Here is a 21,864-nt window from a genome sequence, read left to right as displayed (position 1 = left end):
GGGATGCCGGGATGCAAAAGACTTTCCCAGCCCTTTTTGCCCGGCCCATCCCCATATCGGATCACATCAGTTTTGGTACTGCCGTTTTTACAAACGTGACCACCGCTGCGGTCGCCTCATCGTCCTCGATATCTTTCTGGTTGATGGATACGAACCCGCCAAAATTCATCCCCCTGGCTTCGATCCATTTCCTGAACACTGCATCACTTTCGCCAGGCCGGCCACCACAGGTGACAAACGCAACCGCACGTTTCTTCTGGCAGTTTTCAAGCGCATTGATGATCGTGTGGATGGCCGGGGTCGGCTTGAATGCCCAGACCGGTGATCCGAAGACCAGGAGATCGTACTCCTTCACATCCAGACGGGACGGTTCGATCCCGGTGGTATCTTCGCCCCGTGCCGCCTTGCACTGCAGGAGAAAACGGGTCAGTGCAAAGTGCTCTGCACGGTCAGTCACTTCGACCAGACGGGTTTCGGGAATATTGGACGCGATATGCTGCGCGACATGCCGGGTATTACCGGTTTCCGAATGATAGATGACGCAGATACTCATACAGAGTAGAACGTACCCCTTGTCCAAAAACTTTTCACCCGTACGCGAACCGCAGGCAAACGGGAACCGGCGATAAAAATAGCGGGAGTGAGGGAATTATTTCCTGAACTGGGGCATCATGGCCCGCACTTCTTTTCCGGTCTCTTCGAGAAGGTGCTCCTCATCAGATTTTGTCAGGGCATTAAAGACCGGGCGGTTGACCATATTCTCCAGCATCCATTCCTTGGCAAACTCACCGCTCTGGATCTCGGCGAGGATCTCGTCCATCGCTTCATAGGCCTCGGGACCGATGACCCGGGGCCCTCTCGTCAGATCGCCGTACTGCGCCGTGTTGCTCACGTACTGGCGCATGTTCGTGAGGCCTCCCTCGTAGATCAGGTCAACTATCAGCTTGAGCTCATGGCAGACCTCGAGATAGGCCATCTCGGGAGCATACCCTGCATCAACCAGCGTTTCAAATCCTGCCTTGATAAGAGATGATGCACCGCCGCAGAGGACCGCCTGTTCCCCGAAGAGATCGGTTTCGGTTTCCTCGCGGAAGGTAGTTTCGAGAACGACAGCACGGGTTGCCCCGATTCCTTTTGCATACGCGAGCGCGGTTTTATGCGCCTTTCCGGTATGGTCCTGGTGAATAGCGATGAGGGCGGGGACTCCCTTGCCTTCCTCATACTGCCGGCGCACCATGAAGCCGGGTCCTTTGGGTGCTACCATGATCACATCGACATTGGCCGGCGGCTGGATCTGGCCGAAGTGAATGTTAAACCCGTGGGAGAACATCAGGACCTTGTTCTCGGTGAGGTGGGGCAGGATCTCGCCTTTGTAGACCGCCGCCTGGAGTTCATCCGGCAGGAGAATCTGGATGATATCTGCTTTCTTTGCCGCTTCGGCGACGGTCATGACGTTCATCCCGTCCTTTGCGGCCGCATCCCAGCTCTTCCCCTTCCGGAGGCCGATGATTACGTCGAGGCCGCTGTCCCTTAAGTTCAGCGATTGCCCGCGTCCCTGCGACCCGTATCCGATCACCGCGATCTTCTTGCCTTTCAGCACCGAGAGATCGGCATCGGATTCATAGTATTTTTTCATCATAGACTAATCCCTTTGATATCAGCAACAAAGCACATAAATATTATATGAAAAAACTAAAGAAGCACACTTGGACAACCATCTGGGATGCGATGACTTATTAATCAGGTAAATATGAATACAGCCCCGGACCAGCCATTCAGCGGGAAACTGCCTGACGTTCAGGCCACATCTCCCGATGTCAGGATCAACCTGACCAGGGTCGGGGTAAAAAACGTAAAAAAACTCGTGGAAGTTACCCGCCCCGATAAAAGGCCGGTCGTTTTTATCTCGAACTTCGATGTCTATGTGGACCTGCCCGGCAGCCTGAAAGGTGCCAACCTCTCCCGAAACTTTGAGGTGATTGATGAAGTCCTCCAGCAGGCTATCGAGGGCAAGGTCAACGAGATCGAGAACCTCTGCAGTGCAGTGGCACGCAAGCTGCTCGACCGGCACGAGTATGCCGATCGCACGGAAGTACTCATGCGCAGCGAGTTCATGGTCAAGCGCGAAACCCCGGTGAGCCACACGACCTGCCATGAAGTGGTCAAGGTCCATGCGCGGGCGATTGCAAAGAGGACCTTCCGCGAACCGATCGTGCGGAAGAGCATCGGGGCCGAGGTTACGGGGATGACCGCATGTCCCTGTGCCCAGAACATCATGAAGGAGCGGGCCAACCACGTTCTCGAAGGACTGGGCATCGACCAGAAGACTATCGATGCGTTCTTTGCCGAGGTTCCGATGGCCACCCACAACCAGCGGGGCCGGGGGTTCCTCTGTATCGAGACCGACGACGACCAGCACGTTGACCTGGAGAAGATCATCCGTATTCTCAAGGAATCGATGAGCGCCGGTATCTACGAGCTCCTCAAGCGTGGCGACGAAAGTGCCGTGGTCCTTGCCGCGCATAAAAATCCGCGGTTTGTGGAAGACTGTGTCCGGGAGATGGCAAAGAAAGTCCTGACCGGATTTGACTACCTTCCGGGCGATGCCGTGGTCACCATCAAGCAGACCAATGAAGAAAGCATCCACCAGCACGACGCGTATGCCGAACGGAGGGCTACACTGGCAGAACTGCTGGACGAGCTCAATGGCGAGCGGAAATCATCCGGCTGAAAAATACAAAAAAGAAAAATAATAATGACCCGGAAATAAAACCGGTTCGCATATTTTTCCTGCCTTCCTGCGCGGCAGGAGAAAAACCGCAATTTTCACACGGTTTTTATTTTAATGACCGATTCTTACCTGGATTTCCTTTGCCCGTACCGGGAAATTAAAACAATAAACGTTATAACAGGGCTCGTTGTAGATAAATCTGAACGTACTTTGTACGGTCAATTATCTCTAGAGATGAGAGATGTATAGAGTAATTTTGTACCGCAATTTGAACAACGCAACATAATATGAGGCGATAATATTGTCGAAAGTTGTAGAGATTTCCCCAACCACAAGACATGAGGGACACTCCAAGCTTGTCTTGAAGGTCAACGATCAGGGTATCGTGGAGACGGGCAACTGGTGTTCCATTACCCCGGTGAGGGGCGTCGAGAAGCTTGCCGTTGGCAAGACCCCCGAACAGGTGCCGAAGATCGCATCCCGTGTCTGTGGTATCTGCCCGATTGCCCACAACCTTGCGGCTACTGAAGCGATGGAAGCATCCATCAAGTGCGAGATCCCGAAGGACGCATTGATGCTCCGTCACATTCTGCAGCTCGCAAACCGGCTGCACAGCATTGCACTGCATGACATTCTGATCCTGCCCGACCTGTATATCCCGGGCACCGAGGTCCAGATAAACCCGTTTACATCGGAAGAGCCGGTGCGCACCGTTGCAAAGCGCATCCAGCGCCTCCGTGAGATCGGCCAGACTGTCGGCCAGATTGCCGGCGGCGACTGCATCCACCCGCGGAACACCCGTATCGGTGGTATGTACCGGAACTGCTCCGAGCAGGCCAAGATCAAGATGTACGACCTCGCCAAGGAAGGACTTGTCCTTGCCAAGGCCCAGATGGACTTCATGATCGCGGTCCTCCGGAACTACCAGGCCCGCGAGTCTGTGAGCGTTGGAGGCATGAAGGTACCTCTGCCCAAGACCCTCGGGTACCACAACCAGGGTTACCTTGCAACCCACGCGTTCTACGGCAGCTCAAGCATGGAAGAGTGCCCCAGCTGGGACATCAACCGGTTCAAGGAAGTCCGGCCATGGGACTGGTACATGGGTGAGATGGAAGTCTCGCTCGAAGAGCCCAAGTACCCCGTTGGCGGAACCACCAAGATCGGCACCAAGGTCAACCCCCAGATGGAAGCCTGCACCGGTATCCCGATGTACGACGGCCAGCCGGTTGAAGTCGGCCCGCGTGCCCGTCTCGCAGTCTACAAGGGCTACGACGAGAAAGGTACGGTCGGCCAGAACGTTGCCCGTGAAATGGAGTACACCGACAGCCTGTACGAGATGATCGACTGCATCGATGCCCTCAACCCGAATGGCAAAGTCGTTGCAGACTACATCCCGAACGGCGACGGTTCCCTCGGCTGGGCATCCAACGAGGCTCCCCGCGGTACCGATGTCCACATTGCCCGCGTCAAGGACTGGAAGGTCCAGTACTTCAGCATGCTCGTCCCCACAACCTGGAACTTTGCAACCTGCAGTGCAGCCCTCACCGGCGCACCCTGGCAGCTTGCCGAGGTTATCATGCGCGGGTACGACCCCTGTGTCTCATGTGCAACCCACATGATCGTACTGGATGAAGACAACAAGTTAGTGGCTCAGAAGCTCATCCAGTGAGTGTCACCTGATGATGCATTCGGAGATCGTCATAGTGGGGTGCGGAAACCCCCTCTTCGGTGATGACGGCTTTGGACCCGCGGTGATTGAGGAGATGGAGAAGCTCACACTTCCCGACAATGTAACAATACAGGACGGTGGCGCTGGCGCCCCGCACTTTATTTTTAATTTCCTTAATCCCGAAGTGACGAAGAAACTCATCGTCGTAGACATCGCAGATTTCAATGCAAAGCCGGGTTCAATATCGAAAATCTCCGGAAAGGATCTCAGGCCGGGAGCGTACATCGACCCCCATTCATGGGATGGTGTCGACCAGCTCTGTCGTATCAGGGACCAGATCGATACCACGGTTGTCCTGTGCCAGCCGGCAAAAGCCATCAAAAAGGGAGATGCAGATGTTGAAATGGAGCTTTCTGATGACGTGAGAAACGCGATCCCGAAGGCAATCAAGGTTATACTCGAAACGATTGGGGTGGATTATGGGACTACTATCAATCTTCAAGAAGAAGGAAGCCGGCGCGGAACCGCAGAAGCCTGTGGTTACCAAGAGCGCTGAAGCACCAAAACCAGCAGAAACAAAAAAGGAGGTTAAGCCTGTGGCAGATAAGATTACAGTAGGTTACACACACCTGAGTGGGTGTACCGGTTGCACTGTGGCACTCGCAGACAACTATGCCGGATTATTAACACTCCTCGACAGATATGTCGACCTGAAATACATGCCGACCCTTGCAGATGTCAGGCATATCCAGAAAGTCGATGTCTCGTTCGTTGAGGGATCCGTCTGTATTAACGACAAACTCGCAGTAGAAGAGATCAAGGAGACCCGTGAGAAGTCAGCAGTGGTCGTCGCCCTCGGCGGCTGCGCCTGCTACGGTAACATTACCCGGTTCTCCCGCGGCGGACAGCAGAACCAGCCCGCCCACGAGGCATACCTGCCGATCGGCGACCTGATCAAGGTCGACGTGTACATCCCCGGATGCGCACCGACGCCCCAGATGATCCGGAACGTCGCGGTCATGGCATACCTGCTCCTCAAGGGAACCAAGGAACAGAAGGACCTTGCAACCAAGTTCCTGACCCCGCTCATGCAGCTTACCGAGAAGACCAGCGCATGCTTCTGCGACCTGATGACCAACGTCATCAACCAGGGCCTGTGCATGGGATGCGGCAGCTGTGCGGCAGCCTGCCCGGTCAATGCCATCACCATGGAATATGGCAAGCCCCAGGGCGAACGTGACCTGTGCATCAAGTGCGGTGCCTGCTCGGCGCAGTGCCCAAGAGGGTTCTTCAACACTGATGTTATCAGCGAGTACGAGGCGATCAACGAGGCCATCATGGCGGCACTCCAGTGAAGGTGATTGAAATGGGAGCAGAACTCGGTAAATACAAATCATGCGTCTCAGCCCGGAGCACCGACAAGGAGGTTCTCAAGCACGCCCAGGACGGCGGCATTGTAACGTCTCTGTTCGGCTATGCACTCGACACGGGAATTATCGACGGCGCTATCGTTGCGGCAAACAAGGAATTTTACGCAAAATACCCGTCCAAGTGTATTCAGGACAGCTCGAGCTTCGACATGATCGAGCCCTGGAGACCGATCCCGGCGATCGTCAACACCAAGGCTGAGCTGCTTGCAGCAGCAGGAACCAAGTACAACATCAGCCCGAACATTGCACTCCTCAAGGAGGCAACCCGGAGCTTTGGCCTGGACAAGATCGGTATCGTTGGCACCCCCTGCCAGATGCAGGCAGTACGCAAGGCCCAGCTCTACCCGGTCGGCATGCGCGATGTCGGTGCAAGCATTGCTCTTGCAGTCGGTATCTTCTGCATGGAGAACTTCCCGTACCAGAGCATCCTCCAGCTCGTGGAAGACCACGCAGCAATGAAGCTCGAGTCCGTCAAGAAGATGGAGATCGGCAAGGGCAAGTTCTGGGTCTACGGCAAGCGCGGACAGGTCGTTCAGCTGCCGCTCAAAGTGACCCACAAGTACGAGCAGCCCGGCTGCCACGTATGTCTCGACTACGTTGCAAACCTCGGCGACATCTCTACCGGCTCCGTTGGCAGCCCCGATGGCTGGTCCACCATCTTTGTCAGGTCAAAGATCGGTGAGGCAGTCTGGGCAAAGGCAATGGCAGACGGTGTCTTCGAAACCCAGCCCATCGAAAAGGTCAAGCCCGGTCTTGAACTCGTGACCAAGCTCGCAAACGAGAAGATCACGAAGAACAAGAACACCCTCGAGGCCCGCAAGACCTTCGGTGTTGGCAAGGCTCTCCGGAACCCCTACATCTAAACTTTTTTTTGTCAATTGCCTGCACGGGATAGTGCAGGATTGTATTCTCCAAAAAAAGGCAACGACCGGAAGGTCTCTAGATCCCCCAGTTCTTGACCTCGCGGATCGATGCCCCCGGCTTCAGGTGCTGGAAAAACCCGCTGACAGCGCCCTGCAATGCGGCTTCCCTTGAGGGATAGGTCCCGGTATCGCGGTAGTAATCCTTTGCCCCTTTCTCCCGCACGATCAGGTTTGCAAGGGTGGAATACGCATTGCCTGACCGTATGATCTGGATCCTGAGGGGGACTTCAACGTCCCGGACATGGATTTCGTAAACCCCGACCAGTTCGCGTACCTGCAGGATATCCGGGTACTGCCGGGCCAGGTCATCATCAGGTGCGGTTGTCACACCCGGATATGGACAGTCGGACGGGAAAAAAGGATCCGTTTTTACCCGGGTCTGTCACCTATCCTGCATGGGAGATACTGCGGGAAGAAACCGGGGGCCAGATTGCAAATAAACTGCCGGTAAGTTTATGTTAAACCGGACCTGACCAGGAAACAGTATCCGCGTGATCGGCAATTTCCGGGTGAGATAACAGGATCAGGATCAGCGCAGGGGCAGTAGAAACCGCAGACTTTATGCCGCTCACCAAGATACTTTCTAAGAAGTTCATGACCAGAAGATGCGGGAACTGTGGTGCACCGGCCCCCGATACAAGCTCGCGGTTCTGTGACCTGTGCGGGGCGCCACTCGTGGACGAACCAGTAGCACCGAAAGGGTTGCCGGTCTGTCCTTCCTGTGGCGTCACCGTCTCCGACAAACATGCGCAGTTCTGCGATGTCTGTGGCGCACCGCTGGCAAAACCGGTCTGCCCTTCCTGCGGTACTCCTGCCCCTTCATCCCGCTCGAAATTCTGTACCCGTTGCGGTGCCACTTTCGGGCCACCGGTCCCGGGGAAAAACCGTGCACATCCCGCAGCAGAGCCGGAACCTGTCGTTGTCAGGAAGAAAAAAGGGCGTCTGCCGGAACCCGATCCGGAACCGGCTGATGAGTGGGACCCCTGGACCGATGGCGATCCCCTCTACGATATCTCGGCTCCCCTGCCGCTCCAGCCGCAGCAGCGGCCGCTCAGTGATCTTGAGCGTATTGCCGCCGGAGTTCCCCGGCCAAAACCCGAAAAAGAACGCGAACCGGGTCCTGCAGGATCACAGAAAAAGTACGCCCACCTGCCCCTGGTGGCAGACGAACTCCGGCAGGATACAGAACGCCGGGCAGCTGCCGGTGCTCCCGGGAAAGATACCAGTGCCGGACGAAGGACAAAGCCGGGGAAAAAAGGCAGCATGTTCGGGTTCCTGAAGTAAACGCAAGGCTCCCCGGACTCATCCTTTTTTTGTGAAAAGATTCGGGACAGGACTTCCTACCCGAAGTACCGCACGATATTCCGGAAGATTGCCATGTTGAGCGACTCCGTGGGTACCCGCTCGCCGGCCCTCCGCATCTGCTCTTTTAAGAGCGGCCAGTCATAGAGATGGGTAAACTCCATTGCCCGCTCGGGATGGGGCATCATACCCAGCACCTTGCCGTCCTTTGACGTGAGACCGGCGATATCCTCAACCGAGCCGTTCGGGTTAAAGGGATACTCGCCGCCGGCCGGGCTCAGGTCGTCCCGGCAGTACGTGAACGCGATCTGGCGGTTCTTCTTGATCTTCAGGAGAGTCTCCGGGGAACAGGAGAGGTTCCCTTCCCCGTGAGAGACCGGGCACCAGAGCTTCACGATCCCGTGAGTCCAGATGGTATCGGATACCGGCCGGATCGTGACAAACCGGCACTCGAGCCGCCCGCTCCGGTTGGGCATCAGGGCGATATCCCGGGCGTATGAACGGTCGAAAGCGGGTACAAGGCCAAGGTTTGCGAGGATCTGGAACCCGTTGCAGATCCCAAGGACAAGGTTATCACCGTCAAGAAATTCGAGAAGGTCATCCCAGAGATTGTTTCGCACCCGGTTTGCATACGCATTGCCGGCACCGCTATCGTCACCGTAAGAAAAGCCGCCGGGGAAGACCAGGAGCCGGTAGCCGGTAAGGCGCTTTCGCCCGTCAATCAGGTCGTTGATGTGGACGATATCGGCGTCCATCCCGGCCCGGAAGAGCGCCTCACGCGTCTCCATCTCAGAGTTGATCCCGTACCCGCTCATGATCAGGGCCCTGTCGCTGATGAGAGGCTTCGAAACGGGTGCATGTATGGATGGCATATCAGAACCCCCCAAATGGCATCTTGTATGCTTTTTCCAGCGCCGCAATTTCCTGTTCAAACAGGAGCGTACGACCTGTGACCCGGAGCCGGCTTCCCCCTGTTATTCCCAGCAGCAGCGCATCGGCACCGAGCGCCTGTTCAAATGACCGCTTGTGATCCGGCGCCACCGTAACCACGAACCGGCCGGGCGTTTCGGAGAAGAGGAAGATATCCGGGCGTAAAGAGCCGGGGAGAGTGAGGTCCATACCAAGCCGCCCGGCGATCGCTACCTTTGCAAGCGCCACACCCAGGCCCCCATGGCCCACCGGGTATGCGGATGCCACAAGCTCGTGGGCGATCGCATCAGAGAACCGGACGTACCGGGCCCGTGCCGCTGCTGCATCGAGCCGGGGTACAGCGGTTCCGCTGGCGCCGAGGTGGGCGAAGTATTCCGACCCGGCGAGTTCCTCCTCTGTTGCGCCAATCACGTACACGAGGTCGCCGGCGAGTTTTGCGTCAAGAGAGACTGCCTTAATCACATCGCTATGGATCCCGATGGAGGAGATGAGCAGGGTAGGGGGGACGGAGATCTTCACCCGGTTGTTCTCCGCGTCGTATCCCGAGAAATCGTTGAACATGCTGTCTTTGCCGGAGATAAACGGCGTACCGAAGGATTTCGCGTACTCGTAGCATCCGCGGGCAGCCTCTTTGAGCTGCCACAGGCGCTCCGGTTCATCGGACGAGCACCAGCAGAAATTATCGAGGAGCGCGATAGAGTCGGGGGAGATCCCGGTCGCAACCAGCCCCCGGATCGCAAGGTCAATGGCAGCACCGGCCATGTGGTACGGGTCAATCTCGGCATACGAGGGAAAGAGCGCCTGCGAGAGCCCGACTGCCCGCTTCGAACCGGGCACAACTTTGGTAACCGTTGCAACTGATTGCACCCGGCCCTTCCCCTGGACGGGACCGAGCACGTGGCCCCCCTGTACGGTATGGTCGTACTGGATGGTGACAAATTCCGTGGAGCAGATATTCCGGCGCCCGAGCATGGCCACGAGAGTCTCGCCAAGCCGCTCCGGGCAGGACGGGAGAGTACCGGTCTCAGCTGCCGGCACCGGCCGGGTGGTGAGGTGCTTTGTGGGCAGGCCATCGTGGAGGAACGCAAGGTCGATGTCCATCACGATCTTTTTGTGGTACTCCACTACGCACCGGCCCGTGTCCGTAAACTGCCCGATTACCGTTGCCTCGACCTCCCGGCGGGCAAGAAGGCCGGTGAACTCTTCAAGTTTTCCCGGGGGGACCGCGAGAGTCATGCGCTCCTGCGACTCGGAGATCCAGATCTCCCACGGGGCCATGCCGGGGTACTTCAGGGGAACCTTGTCAAGTTCCACGTGGCACCCGTTGCATTCCTTTGCCATCTCAGCTACAGAGCAGGAGAGACCCCCGGCCCCGTTATCCGTGATACTCCGGTACAGGCCAAGGTCCCGGGCCTCTTTTACGATCACGTCCGAGAACTTCTTCTGGGTGATCGGGTCGCCGATCTGTACCGCGGTGACCGGGCTTGCCGGGTCGAGCGCCTCGGAAGAGAACGTGGCACCGTGGATGCCATCCTTTCCGACCCGGCCTCCCACCATCACGATGAGATCCCCGGGCTCTGCCTTCTTCTCGAAGAGCTTCCGGCCCTGGTGCTCCCGGGGCATTACCCCGACAGTACCCGCAAAGACAAGGGGTTTTCCCGCATACCGGTCGTCGAACCAGCAGAATCCCTGGGGTGTGGGGATGCCTGAACAGTTGCCCCCGACACCGACCCCCCGAACGACCCCGTCAAGGATCTGCCGGGGGGAGAGGATGGGACTGGATTTGTCCCGGCCCCGGTACAACTCCGGGGCCGAGGCCGGGTCGCCGACGCAGAAACCGTACACGTTGATACAGGGCTTTGCTCCCAGGCCAAACCCGATCGTGTCGCGATTTACGCCCACGATCCCGGTGAGCGCCCCGCCGAATGGATCAAGGGCGGAAGGCGAGTTATGGGTCTCCACCTTGTGGGTCACCAGATACTGGTCGTCAAAGACGATCGCGCCGGAGTTATCGGTAAAGACCGTGACGCAGATATCCCGGTCGCCCTTCTCTGCCCGGATCTCGTTTGTCGCTGCCTGGATGAAGGTCTTGTACAGCCCCCGGGGAATATCGTCGTCCATGGGCGATGCAAAGATCGTGTGCTTGCAGTGTTCGCTCCATGTCTGGGCCAGCGACTCAAGCTCCACATCGGTAGGTTTGCGCCCGGCCCGGTCGAAATAGTCCCGGATCGCGTGGAGCTGGGCAAGGTCGAGTGCGAGGGGGCCCCGGCGCTCGCCGGTCTGCGGGTCAGCAATCCCCTCTTTTCCAAGCCGTGCCAGTTCTGCATCCGGGATCGCGAGGTCCACCGTTCCTGCAGCGGGGAGCTCGTGGAGCCTGACCACCGGGACGACCCGGTCCATCCCCGCATCCCCGTATTCCAGCCGGGTCTTCGTGCTCACGCGGTTGATGAGCGGATTTGCAAACATGGCCGGGAGCTGTGCCAGAATGTCGGGGGCGAGCCTGCCCCGGACCAGGTAGAGCGAAGAGGAGGAGACCATCTCGCCCTCGCTAAAGGTGATGCCCAGGTAGTCCTCGATCAGCTGCCTTGCGGTCATCCCCACGTTGTCGGTCACCCCGGGCAGGAACCCGACCTCGATCGCATAATCGAAAAGGGCATGGGTAGCTTCGTCCACCACGAACTCCTGCACCACGGGATTGGTGAGCCGGGCACCGATCTCCGCAAGCTCGGCCGGGGAAAGATCCCGCCGGGCGGTTGCAACCGTGTATACATCCACGAGCTGCAGCGCCTCGATACCAAAGCCAAGGGACCGGATCCTGTCCGTCCGGATCTTCTCGCGGGGATCTTTTTTGTAGTGAACTTCTATGCGGTGGACAAAAGAAGCCATGCGTACTGGTGTACTGTAAAAGGAGAAAATACGTACCGTCCCCGGAAGGCGTATCCGCCGGGGAGGGGGGTAAGGGATTATTGTCCCGCCCGGGTGACGGTCACCGGGTCGATCATGGCGCTGATGGCAAGGTCAAAGGGCACCGTCCCCACCCAGCCGGCCCGGGCAAACATGTCCTGGAAACAGACACCGACCACCTTTGCCCCGGGGTGACTGAGAGCAAGGTCGCGGACCTGCTCCCGGGTCACCGGCATCATGGGCATTGCAAGTCCGCCCATGATGACCAGGACCTTCGGGTTTGTAACCGCCACCGGCTCCCCGGACGCCTGCATGCCGATATCCGGCACATCATGCATCGCGTGCGCTTTTGTCTCGTCCAGCAGGGGCACGAAGGCCTGACGGAGATGAAGGCCGCGGATAGCGACCGCGAGCAGCTCGGCAAACGGCGTGCAGGTCCCCACGCAGCCGTAGTAGACAACGAGATCTTTATCGCTCAGCCTGAGGCTGTTGATATATTCCTTGTACGGGCGCAGGATGCCGGGGATACCGCGGAGGGGCTCGTTTTCTGTCATAGCAGATCAACTGTCGGGCGTTTTTCCCACTTAAGCATTCCCCGCCGGGGAGATGCTAGCGGAACCGGTCATCTGACCGGGTGTGCTGTGCATGGTGTGCCACCTGCTCGAGCCAGCCGCACCGCTCGTCTGGATATGAATCAAATGCGGGTACATAGGGCTTGATGTCCAGGAGCGGAGTGCCGTCAAGGACATCCACATCCTCGATCGAGAGCACACCGCCTTCGATGCCGGTGAGCCGGACCACCGAGAGGCCGATCGCATTGGGGCGCCGCGGGGACCGGGTCGCAAATACGCCGCGGGGCTCCGGGTCAAGAAACGGGGTGACCTTGAGTGAATACCCCGTGCAGCGGTGCAGGGCGTACAGGAGAATGATCCGGGAGAACCCTTCAAGGTCGGCAAGTCCCCCGGAGAGATCCGGGTCAAGTTCGATGGTCCCCTTCACACCCCGGGCCCCGCTCGGCTGGATCGGCATACCGGCAACATCGGTATAGGGCGAATGGATTGTGCCGATCGCCCGGTACGAGAAGGCCGGGCCTGATGTATCGTGCATGGAGGAATATTGTACTCTGAAGGTAAAAATTCCGGGGCCATGGGGCCGGGAACTTCTTTAGGGAGAACGATCAACGCTCCTTCACACAGGAATACCGCCATGGGTCGGGATGCTTTTTACCGGACGGACAGCCTTTCCATCATAAACGAGGATATTTTTACCACCCGGGCCATCCCCGCGCAGGGGATCGATCTCGTGGTCACCTCGCCACCATACAATGTGGATATACGGTACAATTCCCACGATGACCGCCTCACGTATGACGAGTACCTCGCTTTCTCGAAGCGGTGGATGAAGCGCTGCTACCGCTGGCTCAAGGCAGACGGCCGGTTCTGCCTCAATATCCCCCTGGACAAGAACAAGGGAGGCCAGCAGAGTGTAGGGGCTGACCTCACCAGGATCGCAAAAGATTGCGGGTTTGCGTATCACTCCACCATCATCTGGAATGAGGGAAATATCTCGCGCCGGACCGCCTGGGGTTCCTGGGCAAGCGCCTCGGCACCGTACGTGATCGCACCCGTTGAACTGATCGTTGTGCTCTACAAGGATTCGTGGAAGAAGACCAGCGGTTCGCGGCAGTCGGACATGACAAAGGAGGAGTTCATGGAGTGGACCAACGGCCTGTGGACCTTCAACGGTGAACGCAAGACCCGGATCGGCCACCCCGCTCCCTTCCCGGTCGAACTGCCGCTGCGCTGTATGAAACTCTTTTCGTTTGTGGACGATATCGTGCTCGATCCGTTCATGGGGAGCGGGAGCACGCTTGTAGCGGCTTTGCGGTGCAACCGCAGGGCGATCGGGGTCGATATCGACCCGCACTATTGCGAGATTGCAAAGCGCCGGATCCACGGGGAAGTGCAACCCGAGTAAAAGCGCGGTGGGATACCGTTGTACAGGAGCAAAGGTTTTAACGAAGGTATTTTTATAATATTACCTCATGGTTTCGCAGGAAGGCCCGACACCATTCGATCAACGGCTTTTTTTGATCTTTATCGTGACCTTCGCCGCGATGACTGCCTTCGAATTTACCGGTCAGTTTCTCTACCCGTACGAACCTGACTGGCGTTCGAACCTGATTACCAGCCTCTTTGCAAGCGGGATCACCGTGATTCTCGCGTACTACCTCCTCAGACCGTACTATGAGAATGTTGCCCGGCTCTCTGAAGAAGTAAAGCGGCGCCATGCGGTGGAACGGGATCTCCGGGAGCGCGAGGAACGCCTGCGGCGGACATTCGACCAGTCACCGGTCGGGGCCGCACTCTGTTCGCCGGATCTCCGGTTTACGCGCGTGAACGCTGCCCTGTGCGAGATCACGGGATACTCCCCTGAAGAGCTCCTGGCCCGCTCGATCACCTCGCTCATCGCTCCCGGCGAGATGGACACCGTCCTCTCCTGTTCGGAGGCCCTCCTGTGCGGCAACGCAGACCTTGACGAGAGAGATCTCCGCCTGGTAAAAAAGAACGGGGACAGTATCTGGGTGCGGCTCTCAGTCCGGCTCATCAGGGATGCAGATGGTTCTCCCCTCTATTTCCTTCCCCTGTTCATAGACATTCACGACCGCAAGCTTGCGGAGGACACCCTCCAGAAGACCAACAAAAAACTCTCGATGCTCTCCTCGGTCACGCGTCACGATATCAAGAATCAGCTCACCGGGCTTGGTGTCTTTTTACAGATGGTAAAAAGCGAAGTGCCCGAGGACCCTGCCCTGCAGGAGCATATAGGGAAACTGGTCGCCTGCAGCGATGCCATTGAACGCCAGATCGAGTTCACGCGTTACTACGAGGAACTGGGAACCGTAAATGCCGGCTGGTTCGATGTGTACCAGGGAGTCCTCGATGAGGCACGCCAGCTGCCTCTTGACGGAATCGCCCTTGACCCGGGGAGGAAGAATGTCTTTATCTATGCCGATCCGCTGGTGGGAAAAGTCTGGTACAACCTTCTCGAGAACTCCCTGCGGCATGGCATCAGGGTAAAGGCGATATCGTTTGCCGAAGAGGAGACGGAAAAAGGCATCGTGATCCGCTATACTGATGACGGGATCGGGATTCAGGCGCCGGAGAAAGAGAAGATCTTTCTCAAGGGCTACGGGCGCAATACCGGCCTTGGTCTCTTTTTGATCCGGGAGATCCTTGCCACGACCGGGATCAGCATCACCGAGACCGGCATTCCCGGGAGTGGAGCACAATTCGAGATCCTTGTCCCTAAAGGAGCATACCGTATCTCCCCGGCGTAATCTCCTTTCTGCAGGATAGTACAGAATAAAAAAAGACCGGCGCACCCTTACAGGGTTGCAGCCGGAACTACGGTTGTGCCGGGTGAGACGGTAGTGGTCGCCTTGGCCCGGTGCTCGGACCGGTAGCCCTTGATGATGCCTGCGAACTGCTGGTTGAGGGTCGCAAGATCCTGGTTTGCAGTCTTGATAGCGCTCTCATCACGGCTGGTGAGTGCAGCATTGAGCGCGGACCCTTCCTGCTGGATCTGGTTCTCGACTGCCTGGGCCTGTGAGACATCGATGCCCTTTGCGGTCAGGTTGGTAAGGATGCCGTTTCTTTTCTGGTCGTTTGCAGTAAACTCATCCATGCGGGCTTTCTGGCGGTCCGTCCAATACGTGTTCTCCAGCCCCTGGAGGGTGGATGCCTGTGCCATTACCGAGGCATTGACGCTCTGCTCGAGTGCCTTTCCGGTCCCGTTGTACTGTTTAAGATCGGACTTCGCTGTGGACATGAAATCCGTCCGGTCGGTCTTGAGCTGCGATTCTGCCTGCTGGATCTGGTCACCGGAGGTCATGGACTGGACCGAGGTAACTGTGCCTTCAAACTGCGTCTCAAGAGAAGAGAGCGGAGCAGTGCCGGCGCCATTGCTGATGGTGCCGATGTAGCTGATCGCACCGTCCATCTGTGCTGTACCCTTAGCGCCAGCGTAGGCTACCCGGGCTTGCATCGCGGCAACATGTTCGGGATTGGTGTTCCATGCGTTATTCCCTGTAACGGGATCCGCGGCAACCGGCATGACTGCCAGAATAAGGCAGGCAACACAGAGGCTGCCGATCAGGACAATTCGTGTGTGGTTCATTATCTTTCACCCTGGTATCGTTCGGTGATGCCCCGTGCAGCATACTGCCGGGACGCATCTGCCCCTGATGTTGCCGGGCGGCTGGTATATATTTCCAAGATTGCCCGGGTAACGCCATTGAACCGCCCGGTTAGAGAGGATACCGGCCGGGGTACGCCCGGGCCCGTGTACGGGACGCATTTACCGTACCCTGCCGCCTGCGGCAGTATTTGCCGACAGGAAAGGCTGTATAGACTCAGATAAAATATAAGAGATCATGCAATACACCATTGTCCTCGAACCCGGCGATGGCGGCGGTTTTGCCGCACGCTGCGTCGAGCTCCCGGGGACGGTCTGCCACGGTGCAGACAAGAGCGAAGCGCTCACCCGCCTCAGGGCGGCGATCGGGCAGGTGCAGCTGGCCTGGGAGGCCGACCTGCACCAGACGATCCAGTCACTCTCCTCCGAGATTATCCGGATCGAAGTGGCTGAAGCCGTATAAAGGCGCGGGCGCACGCATGCCGGAAGTTTTCCCGGCAAAAAAATTCACAACAATTTTTCAAGGATTTCAGCTGCATCGCGGACATATCCTGTGCACTTCGTGCGGAAGAGATCGCTCTCCCGGGCTTCAGCGAGGTTTTTTGGATCGGACAGGTCAAGCCCGATAAGATCCGTGCAGCGGGTTGCGTGCTCCCGGTGCAAAAATTCGGTGATGAAGGCATTGGCTATAGCATAGGTCTTCTCCTTTGCTGCAAGATCGCCGATCTCAGTCCGGCCGTACTTCATCCCGATCACCATGAGCGCCCCGGTGACTGCCCCGCAGGTGTTGCCCGTATGCGCCATTCCGCCACCAAAACCACAGGAGATCCGCAGTGCCGTGGTGCGGTCGATCCCGAAGTCCTCTGCAAATGCGGCGCAGACTGCCTGGGAGCAGGAGTACCCGGCAGTAAAAAGGGCAGCCGCATCGTCCGCCCGTGTCAGGGTCATAGTACGGCATTATCCCCAAAATGAGATAAGACGCGCGATGTACCGTCTCAAAGGTACGTTATTTGTACGGGAAACGGCCAACACTTGTATCACCTGCCGCAGAGCAGCCCGGTGAGTACCATGACCTTTCCTTTTGCCCGACGTATCCGGCATGCCCCCGCCTCGTTTCTTTCTGAGCTGTTCCGGGTCTCTTCAGATCCCGCCATCATCTCGTTTGCCGGGGGACTGCCCTCATCCGCGCTGATCGATACAGACGGGCTCTCCGCTGCTGCACGCGAGGTCTTTGCCACGGATCCTCGTACCGCCCTGCAGTACTCGACGACTGACGGCTACCGCCCGCTGCGGGAGTACATCGCGGCCCGTTACCGTACACGGCTGGGCGTCCCTGCCACAGCCGATGAGATCCAGATCACCAATGGCTCCCAGCAGTGCCTGGACCTCTTTGCCAAGATCTTTCTGGACCCCGGTGACCGCGTGGGCATGGAGCGGCCGGGGTACCTGGGGGCGATCGAAGCGTTCTCGCTCTACGAGCCGGAATTTACTGCTGTACCGTTTGACCGGGAGGGCCCGGACCCGGTGGCATTTGGGGAGATGATGCGGGAAAAACCGGTCAAATTCTTCTACGGTATCCCCAATTCCCAGAATCCCTCGGGTTGTACGTACTCGCAGGAGCGGCGCAAGGAGATAGCAGAGATGCTATCCGGCACCTCCACTGTTTTTTACGAGGACGACGCGTTTGGCGAGCTCTTCTTTGACCATAAGCCCCGTCTCCCGGTCAAGCGTTTTCTGCCCGATAGTACCGTGATTGCCGGATCGTTTTCCAAGATCACCGCGCCGGGCATGAGGATCGGGTGGCTGTACGCCCCGCAGGAGATCCTGTCGGCGTTCAACACTGCAAAACAGGCAGCAGACCTCCATTCAAACTTCCTCTGCCAGCAGATCCTTCACCGGTACCTCACCTCTTGCGACCTCGATACCCATATCCAAAAAGTCGTCTCGGTCTACGGCAGGCAGTGCCGGCTGATGTGCGATCTCTTCGATGACCTGATGCCGTCCCTTTCCCACACAAACCCGGAGGGGGGCATGTTCCTCACCGCCACGCTGCCGCCCGGTCTTCAGGCAATGGATGTCTTCTCCGAGGGGATCCGGCAGAAGGTCGCTGTACTGCCCGGGATGCCGTTCTTTGTTGACGGTGGCGGCACCGATACGATCCGGCTCAACTTTTCGAATGCTGATGAAGGGAAGATCACCGAAGGGATGCACCGGCTCGCCGGCGTTATCGCCGCCCTTTCCCGGAAATGACCGGGACCATAATCGTCCCCTGCCCCCGCTTCCCGGGAAAAAGGCAGGCGAATTCGACTTTTTTCGACATGCTCACATAAATCCTATTTTTATTTATAGCAGGCTCTGCCAGATGTAATATTACAGGAAGAGATAGCGTGACCAAGAAACTGCTTGTACTTATGCTCGTGCTGGCATTCTGGATGGTCGTCCTTTCCCCGCTTGCTCTCGGTGAAAACACCGGGGGCATCCCGCTGGGGCCGGGCCCGGTGATCATCGATACCACCACGGAGGAAACGACCGTTCCCACCCTGCTGCCTACCCTTACAGAACCGACTTCCGAACCAACCACCGTGGTAACAACCGGTGTGCCGGGGCACGACCAAGGCTGGATTGACGTATACTGTAATGTTGACGGATCCCGGGTCTATTTTGACAATACATTAGAGGGGACAACGGCGGGTGGCATCCTGTCCGTACAAGTGTCTGTAACGGGGACTCCGGTCCGGACAATCACCGTTACCCAGTCCGGGTATACAACCTGGACCGGCAGTCCGTCCTCCATGCCGTCACCGGGCCAGCACGTCACGGTCTATGCAACCATCAACCCGCTCACGACAATTCCCACCACCATCCCGCCGCCACCCTCGACCGGGGCAATCTATGCCCAGTCAAGCCCCGCCGGGGCGGCAATTTACATGAACGGGAACTTCTATGGGTATTCACCGCTGACGATCCCGGGGCTCGGGCCCGGCACCTACGCCATGAAGGCCACGCTCTCCGGTTACACCCCCGATAATACGCTGGTGAACGTGTATGCCGGGCAGACCGCCGCGTATTATCCGAATCTCCAGCAGTCGCCCCAGCCCCACCAGACCGGATGGGTATACGTGACCTCCACACCGACCCATGCCTCGGTCTATGCCGATGGCGGGTATTATGGGACAACGCCCTTAACCGTCAACCTCTACCCGGGCACCCACCAGATCGTGGTCAGGTATACCGGTTATAACGATTACTCGACAAACCTCTGGGTCACTGCCGGCCAGGCCCAGAACCTGCAGGCCACCATGACCACGGCAACCCAGGGAACTGTCGTAATCTCCTCCATTCCCGGCGCCACGGTCTTCATCGACAGCAACGCGGCAGGTACGATTGGTTCTTCCGGGAGCCTCACGCTCACCGGTGTAAACATGGGCAACCATCTCTTCAAGCTGACTGCGCCGGGGTATAATGACTGGATGAACACGGTCTACATCCAGGCAAACACGGTCAACACGATCTCCGCGACCCTCACACCCTCGGGGGTATCACCGACCCCGGTCCAGTCTTCAGGAAGCCTTGCAATTTCCTCGTCCCCGTCAAACGCACAGGCCTATGTCGACAACCTGTACCGTGGGACTACCCCGCTCACCGTAACCGATCTCGCGGCAGGTGATCACCTGGTCCGGGTATCGGAGGAAGGGTACGTGGATTACACCACGACCACGACCGTGACCGCGGGGCAGGTCTCACCACTCGCGCTCACGCTGGCCGCGGCCCCCACACCTACCCCGACCCCCGCCCCGGCTCCCGGGCCGGTGCTGGTCATCGGCGCCCTTGCCGCCATGGCAATGATCGGGGGATACCTCAGGAGACGAAGCTGATATGGCACAGACCTGTTCACACCAGACAAAACTGGTTGCCGCCGCCATCATCGCGGTGGTGATCATCTCGGCGCTCACGGCGTTCGCGTACACCAGTTCGAACACGGCGCTCAAGGATATCGCAAAGTCGGGACTCGAATCCACGGCCGGGGTCATGGCCGCCCAGATCAATGCAAGCGAGATACAGGGTCTCACGCCGGGAGACGAGAACACGCCCCAGTACCTGGCCATTGCCGCAAAGCTGCGGACCATGCGCAGCATGAACGATTACCTCCTCAACGCATACATCATCCGGGTAAATACCACGGATCATTCGGCCACATTCCTGGTCGATGACCTGTATCCGCTCGATCCGTCAGACTCGGCAAAGATTGGCGAGGCCTACAACCCTCCTGATAAACTCGAGATCCTGGAAGCGCTTTCAGGCCCTACCGCATCACCGTCGCCGTATACCGACCAGTGGGGTACGTTTGTGTCCGCTTACGCGCCCATCGACGACTCTGCCATGGATTCCAACGGCAACACCTATGCTGTCCTCGGCATTGATGTGTCTGCAAAGGATTACGTTTCCGCGACCACCCAGGGCGGGTGGATCATCGCAACCGGGGTTGTCTCCATCATCATCGTGCTCTGCCTTCTCTATGCCTTCGGCCGCAAATCAGACGGCAGCGGACCGGCCCCGTAACTGCACTTTCCCAAACCTATTTTTTCCCGGGGGAAGAACGGGTACCCCATGTTCCGTTACGGCCATCTCATCCTCTTTGTGTTCCTCGCCGCCGCCCTGATCCTCACCTGCGGGTGCACGCAGGCGGTCGGTTCTGCACCGGCTCAGGCAACGCCAGCCACGCCACCGGCCACCACTACCGCCCCGTCAGGCTGGGATCGTGTCCTGCTCCAGACAACGATGGGAAATATCACGATTGCACTCGACCCGGATATGCCTATCACGGCGGGCAACTTTGAGAAACTGGTAAAAAGCGGGTTCTACAACGGGGTCACCTTCCACCGGGTTATCCCCGGCTTCATGATCCAGGCAGGGGACCCCACGGGTACCGGCACTGGTGGGCCGGGCTACACCATCCCGGATGAGTTTTCCTCCCACAACCACAACCTCCGCGGCACGGTCGCGATGGCAAACACCGGCCAGCCCAACACCGGCGGCTCGCAGTTCTTCATCAACCTGGTCGACAACACGTACCTGGATACCGGGTACCCGGTCTTTGGAACCGTGATGGGTGGCATGGATGTGGCGGATGCAATTGCAAACGTGCCCACCGGAGACAAAAACCGCCCGCTCACGAACGTAACGATCCTCCGTGCGGAGATGCTGTAAACGGGAACGGCAGGCAATCCCGCTGCCTGACCCACAGGAAAGAATACCAAAAAGAAACAACCATTTCGTACATAACCATGACATCCACACAGGCACCCGGAAAAAGGGCACGACTTGAAACGAACATGGGCACGGTCGTCATCGAACTCGACCCCGACATGCCCATCACGGCAGGCAACTTCGAAACGCTGGTAAAAAAGGGCTACTACGATGGCGTAATCTTCCACCGCGTGATTGCGGGGTTCATGATCCAGGGTGGCGATCCCACCGGTACCGGCCGGGGTGGGCCGGGTTACGCGATCAAGGACGAGTTTACCCCCCGCAACAGGAACGACCGGGGTACGATCTCCATGGCAAACGCGGGTCCCAACACCGGAGGTTCGCAGTTCTTCATCAACCTGGTCAACAACAACTTCCTCGACGGCAAACACCCGGTCTTTGGAAAGATTGTTGAGGGTATGGACGTCGTGGATAAGATCGGGGCCACGAAAACCGACTCCGGTGACCGGCCGATTTCAAAGGTAGCCATCCTCCACGCAACCATCGAGTGAGCCATAACCCCCGGCTTTT

Annotated in this window: 23 protein-coding genes; 14 read left to right on the top strand and 9 right to left on the bottom strand. The window is 58.0% G+C overall.

All coding sequences use genetic code 11. The features are described 5' to 3' along the window. Positions 1 to 61: 61 nt before the first annotated feature. Positions 62 to 553 (bottom strand): flavodoxin family protein, encoded by a 492-nt coding sequence (locus tag VMS83_RS06790; protein WP_325411144.1) that lies wholly within the window; start codon positions 551 to 553, stop codon positions 62 to 64. Positions 554 to 649: 96 nt separating this feature from the next. Further along, entirely contained in the window at positions 650 to 1,639 is a 990-nt protein-coding gene (gene ilvC / locus VMS83_RS06785) for a ketol-acid reductoisomerase (protein ID WP_325411142.1), read from the bottom strand. Between the two features lie 111 nt (positions 1,640 to 1,750). Between ilvC and mptA the strand changes: the two genes are divergently transcribed. From mptA to frhB, 5 genes are all read left to right on the top strand, one after another. Then, a complete protein-coding gene (gene mptA, locus VMS83_RS06780) occupies positions 1,751 to 2,731 on the top strand; it encodes a GTP cyclohydrolase MptA (protein WP_325411140.1) in 981 nt (326 codons plus the stop codon). Between the two features lie 301 nt (positions 2,732 to 3,032). Continuing rightward, positions 3,033 to 4,400, top strand: coding sequence for a coenzyme F420 hydrogenase subunit alpha (frhA, locus tag VMS83_RS06775; protein ID WP_325411139.1), 1,368 nt, complete (start codon positions 3,033 to 3,035; stop codon positions 4,398 to 4,400). 10 nt (positions 4,401 to 4,410) lie between these two features. Further along, positions 4,411 to 4,956 (top strand): coenzyme F420-reducing hydrogenase, FrhD protein, encoded by a 546-nt coding sequence (gene frhD, locus VMS83_RS06770; RefSeq protein ID WP_325411137.1) that lies wholly within the window; start codon positions 4,411 to 4,413, stop codon positions 4,954 to 4,956. Beyond that, on the top strand, positions 4,880 to 5,755 hold the full coding sequence (gene frhG, locus VMS83_RS06765) for a coenzyme F420 hydrogenase subunit gamma (RefSeq protein WP_414674914.1): 876 nt from the start codon (positions 4,880 to 4,882) through the stop codon (positions 5,753 to 5,755). Before frhD ends, frhG begins: the two co-directional genes overlap by 77 nt. Positions 5,756 to 5,766: 11 nt before the next feature. Further along, entirely contained in the window at positions 5,767 to 6,693 is a 927-nt protein-coding gene (frhB, locus tag VMS83_RS06760; RefSeq protein ID WP_325411135.1) for a coenzyme F420 hydrogenase subunit beta, read from the top strand. A 76-nt stretch (positions 6,694 to 6,769) separates the two neighbouring features. Here the strand turns inward: frhB and VMS83_RS06755 are convergent, their stop codons facing one another. Next, on the bottom strand, positions 6,770 to 7,081 hold the full coding sequence (locus VMS83_RS06755; protein WP_325411133.1) for a hypothetical protein: 312 nt from the start codon (positions 7,079 to 7,081) through the stop codon (positions 6,770 to 6,772). A gap of 266 nt (positions 7,082 to 7,347) precedes the next feature. Between VMS83_RS06755 and VMS83_RS06750 the strand changes: the two genes are divergently transcribed. Beyond that, positions 7,348 to 8,037 (top strand): zinc ribbon domain-containing protein, encoded by a 690-nt coding sequence (locus VMS83_RS06750; protein WP_325411131.1) that lies wholly within the window; start codon positions 7,348 to 7,350, stop codon positions 8,035 to 8,037. Positions 8,038 to 8,093: 56 nt separating this feature from the next. Here VMS83_RS06750 and VMS83_RS06745 read toward each other — a convergent pair whose 3' ends face one another. The 4 genes from VMS83_RS06745 to tsaA form a co-directional block, all read right to left on the bottom strand. After that, complete coding sequence (locus VMS83_RS06745; protein ID WP_325411129.1) at positions 8,094 to 8,927, bottom strand: phosphoribosylformylglycinamidine synthase subunit PurQ; 834 nt, start codon at positions 8,925 to 8,927, stop codon at positions 8,094 to 8,096. A 1-nt stretch (position 8,928) separates the two neighbouring features. Beyond that, positions 8,929 to 11,871, bottom strand: coding sequence for an AIR synthase-related protein (locus VMS83_RS06740; protein WP_325411127.1), 2,943 nt, complete (start codon positions 11,869 to 11,871; stop codon positions 8,929 to 8,931). 77 nt (positions 11,872 to 11,948) lie between these two features. After that, positions 11,949 to 12,443, bottom strand: a complete 495-nt coding sequence (locus VMS83_RS06735; RefSeq protein WP_325411125.1) for a DUF2124 domain-containing protein — start codon at positions 12,441 to 12,443, stop codon at positions 11,949 to 11,951. A gap of 55 nt (positions 12,444 to 12,498) precedes the next feature. Then, positions 12,499 to 12,996, bottom strand: coding sequence for a tRNA (N6-threonylcarbamoyladenosine(37)-N6)-methyltransferase TrmO (gene tsaA, locus VMS83_RS06730; protein WP_325411123.1), 498 nt, complete (start codon positions 12,994 to 12,996; stop codon positions 12,499 to 12,501). Between the two features lie 99 nt (positions 12,997 to 13,095). Here tsaA and VMS83_RS06725 point away from each other — a divergent pair, with 99 nt between their 5' ends. Both VMS83_RS06725 and VMS83_RS06720 read left to right on the top strand, forming a co-directional pair. After that, entirely contained in the window at positions 13,096 to 13,866 is a 771-nt protein-coding gene (locus VMS83_RS06725; RefSeq protein ID WP_325411121.1) for a site-specific DNA-methyltransferase, read from the top strand. Positions 13,867 to 13,933: 67 nt separating this feature from the next. Beyond that, positions 13,934 to 15,229: a PAS domain S-box protein gene (locus VMS83_RS06720; RefSeq protein WP_325411120.1), complete on the top strand. Its 1,296-nt coding sequence runs from the start codon at positions 13,934 to 13,936 to the stop codon at positions 15,227 to 15,229. Between the two features lie 47 nt (positions 15,230 to 15,276). Here the strand turns inward: VMS83_RS06720 and VMS83_RS06715 are convergent, their stop codons facing one another. Next, complete coding sequence (locus VMS83_RS06715) at positions 15,277 to 16,068, bottom strand: hypothetical protein (RefSeq protein WP_325411119.1); 792 nt, start codon at positions 16,066 to 16,068, stop codon at positions 15,277 to 15,279. Positions 16,069 to 16,324: 256 nt separating this feature from the next. Here VMS83_RS06715 and VMS83_RS06710 point away from each other — a divergent pair, with 256 nt between their 5' ends. Continuing rightward, positions 16,325 to 16,549: a type II toxin-antitoxin system HicB family antitoxin gene (locus VMS83_RS06710; RefSeq protein ID WP_325411117.1), complete on the top strand. Its 225-nt coding sequence runs from the start codon at positions 16,325 to 16,327 to the stop codon at positions 16,547 to 16,549. A 44-nt stretch (positions 16,550 to 16,593) separates the two neighbouring features. Here the strand turns inward: VMS83_RS06710 and VMS83_RS06705 are convergent, their stop codons facing one another. Further along, positions 16,594 to 17,034, bottom strand: a complete 441-nt coding sequence (locus VMS83_RS06705; protein WP_325411115.1) for a C-GCAxxG-C-C family protein — start codon at positions 17,032 to 17,034, stop codon at positions 16,594 to 16,596. 120 nt (positions 17,035 to 17,154) lie between these two features. On the opposite strand from VMS83_RS06705, the gene VMS83_RS06700 reads away from it, so the two are divergent. The 5 genes from VMS83_RS06700 (at position 17,155) to VMS83_RS06680 (ending at position 21,845) form a co-directional block, all read left to right on the top strand. Next, entirely contained in the window at positions 17,155 to 18,336 is a 1,182-nt protein-coding gene (locus VMS83_RS06700; protein ID WP_325411113.1) for a PLP-dependent aminotransferase family protein, read from the top strand. A 137-nt stretch (positions 18,337 to 18,473) separates the two neighbouring features. Beyond that, a complete protein-coding gene (locus VMS83_RS06695; RefSeq protein ID WP_325411111.1) occupies positions 18,474 to 19,961 on the top strand; it encodes a PEGA domain-containing protein in 1,488 nt (495 codons plus the stop codon). 1 nt (position 19,962) lies between these two features. Beyond that, positions 19,963 to 20,646, top strand: a complete 684-nt coding sequence (locus tag VMS83_RS06690; protein WP_325411109.1) for a hypothetical protein — start codon at positions 19,963 to 19,965, stop codon at positions 20,644 to 20,646. A 48-nt stretch (positions 20,647 to 20,694) separates the two neighbouring features. Beyond that, positions 20,695 to 21,294 (top strand): peptidylprolyl isomerase, encoded by a 600-nt coding sequence (locus VMS83_RS06685; RefSeq protein ID WP_325411108.1) that lies wholly within the window; start codon positions 20,695 to 20,697, stop codon positions 21,292 to 21,294. A gap of 77 nt (positions 21,295 to 21,371) precedes the next feature. Continuing rightward, positions 21,372 to 21,845 carry a peptidylprolyl isomerase gene (locus VMS83_RS06680; protein ID WP_325411106.1) on the top strand — a complete coding sequence of 158 codons (474 nt, stop codon included), beginning with the start codon at positions 21,372 to 21,374 and terminating at the stop codon, positions 21,843 to 21,845. Positions 21,846 to 21,864 lie beyond the last annotated feature (19 nt).

The organism is Methanoregula sp. (assembly GCF_035543475.1).
Taxonomy (GTDB): domain Archaea; phylum Halobacteriota; class Methanomicrobia; order Methanomicrobiales; family Methanospirillaceae; genus Methanoregula.
The sequence above is the reverse complement of the archived record's forward strand: the minus strand, read 5'-3'. Positions and strand labels throughout refer to the sequence as shown.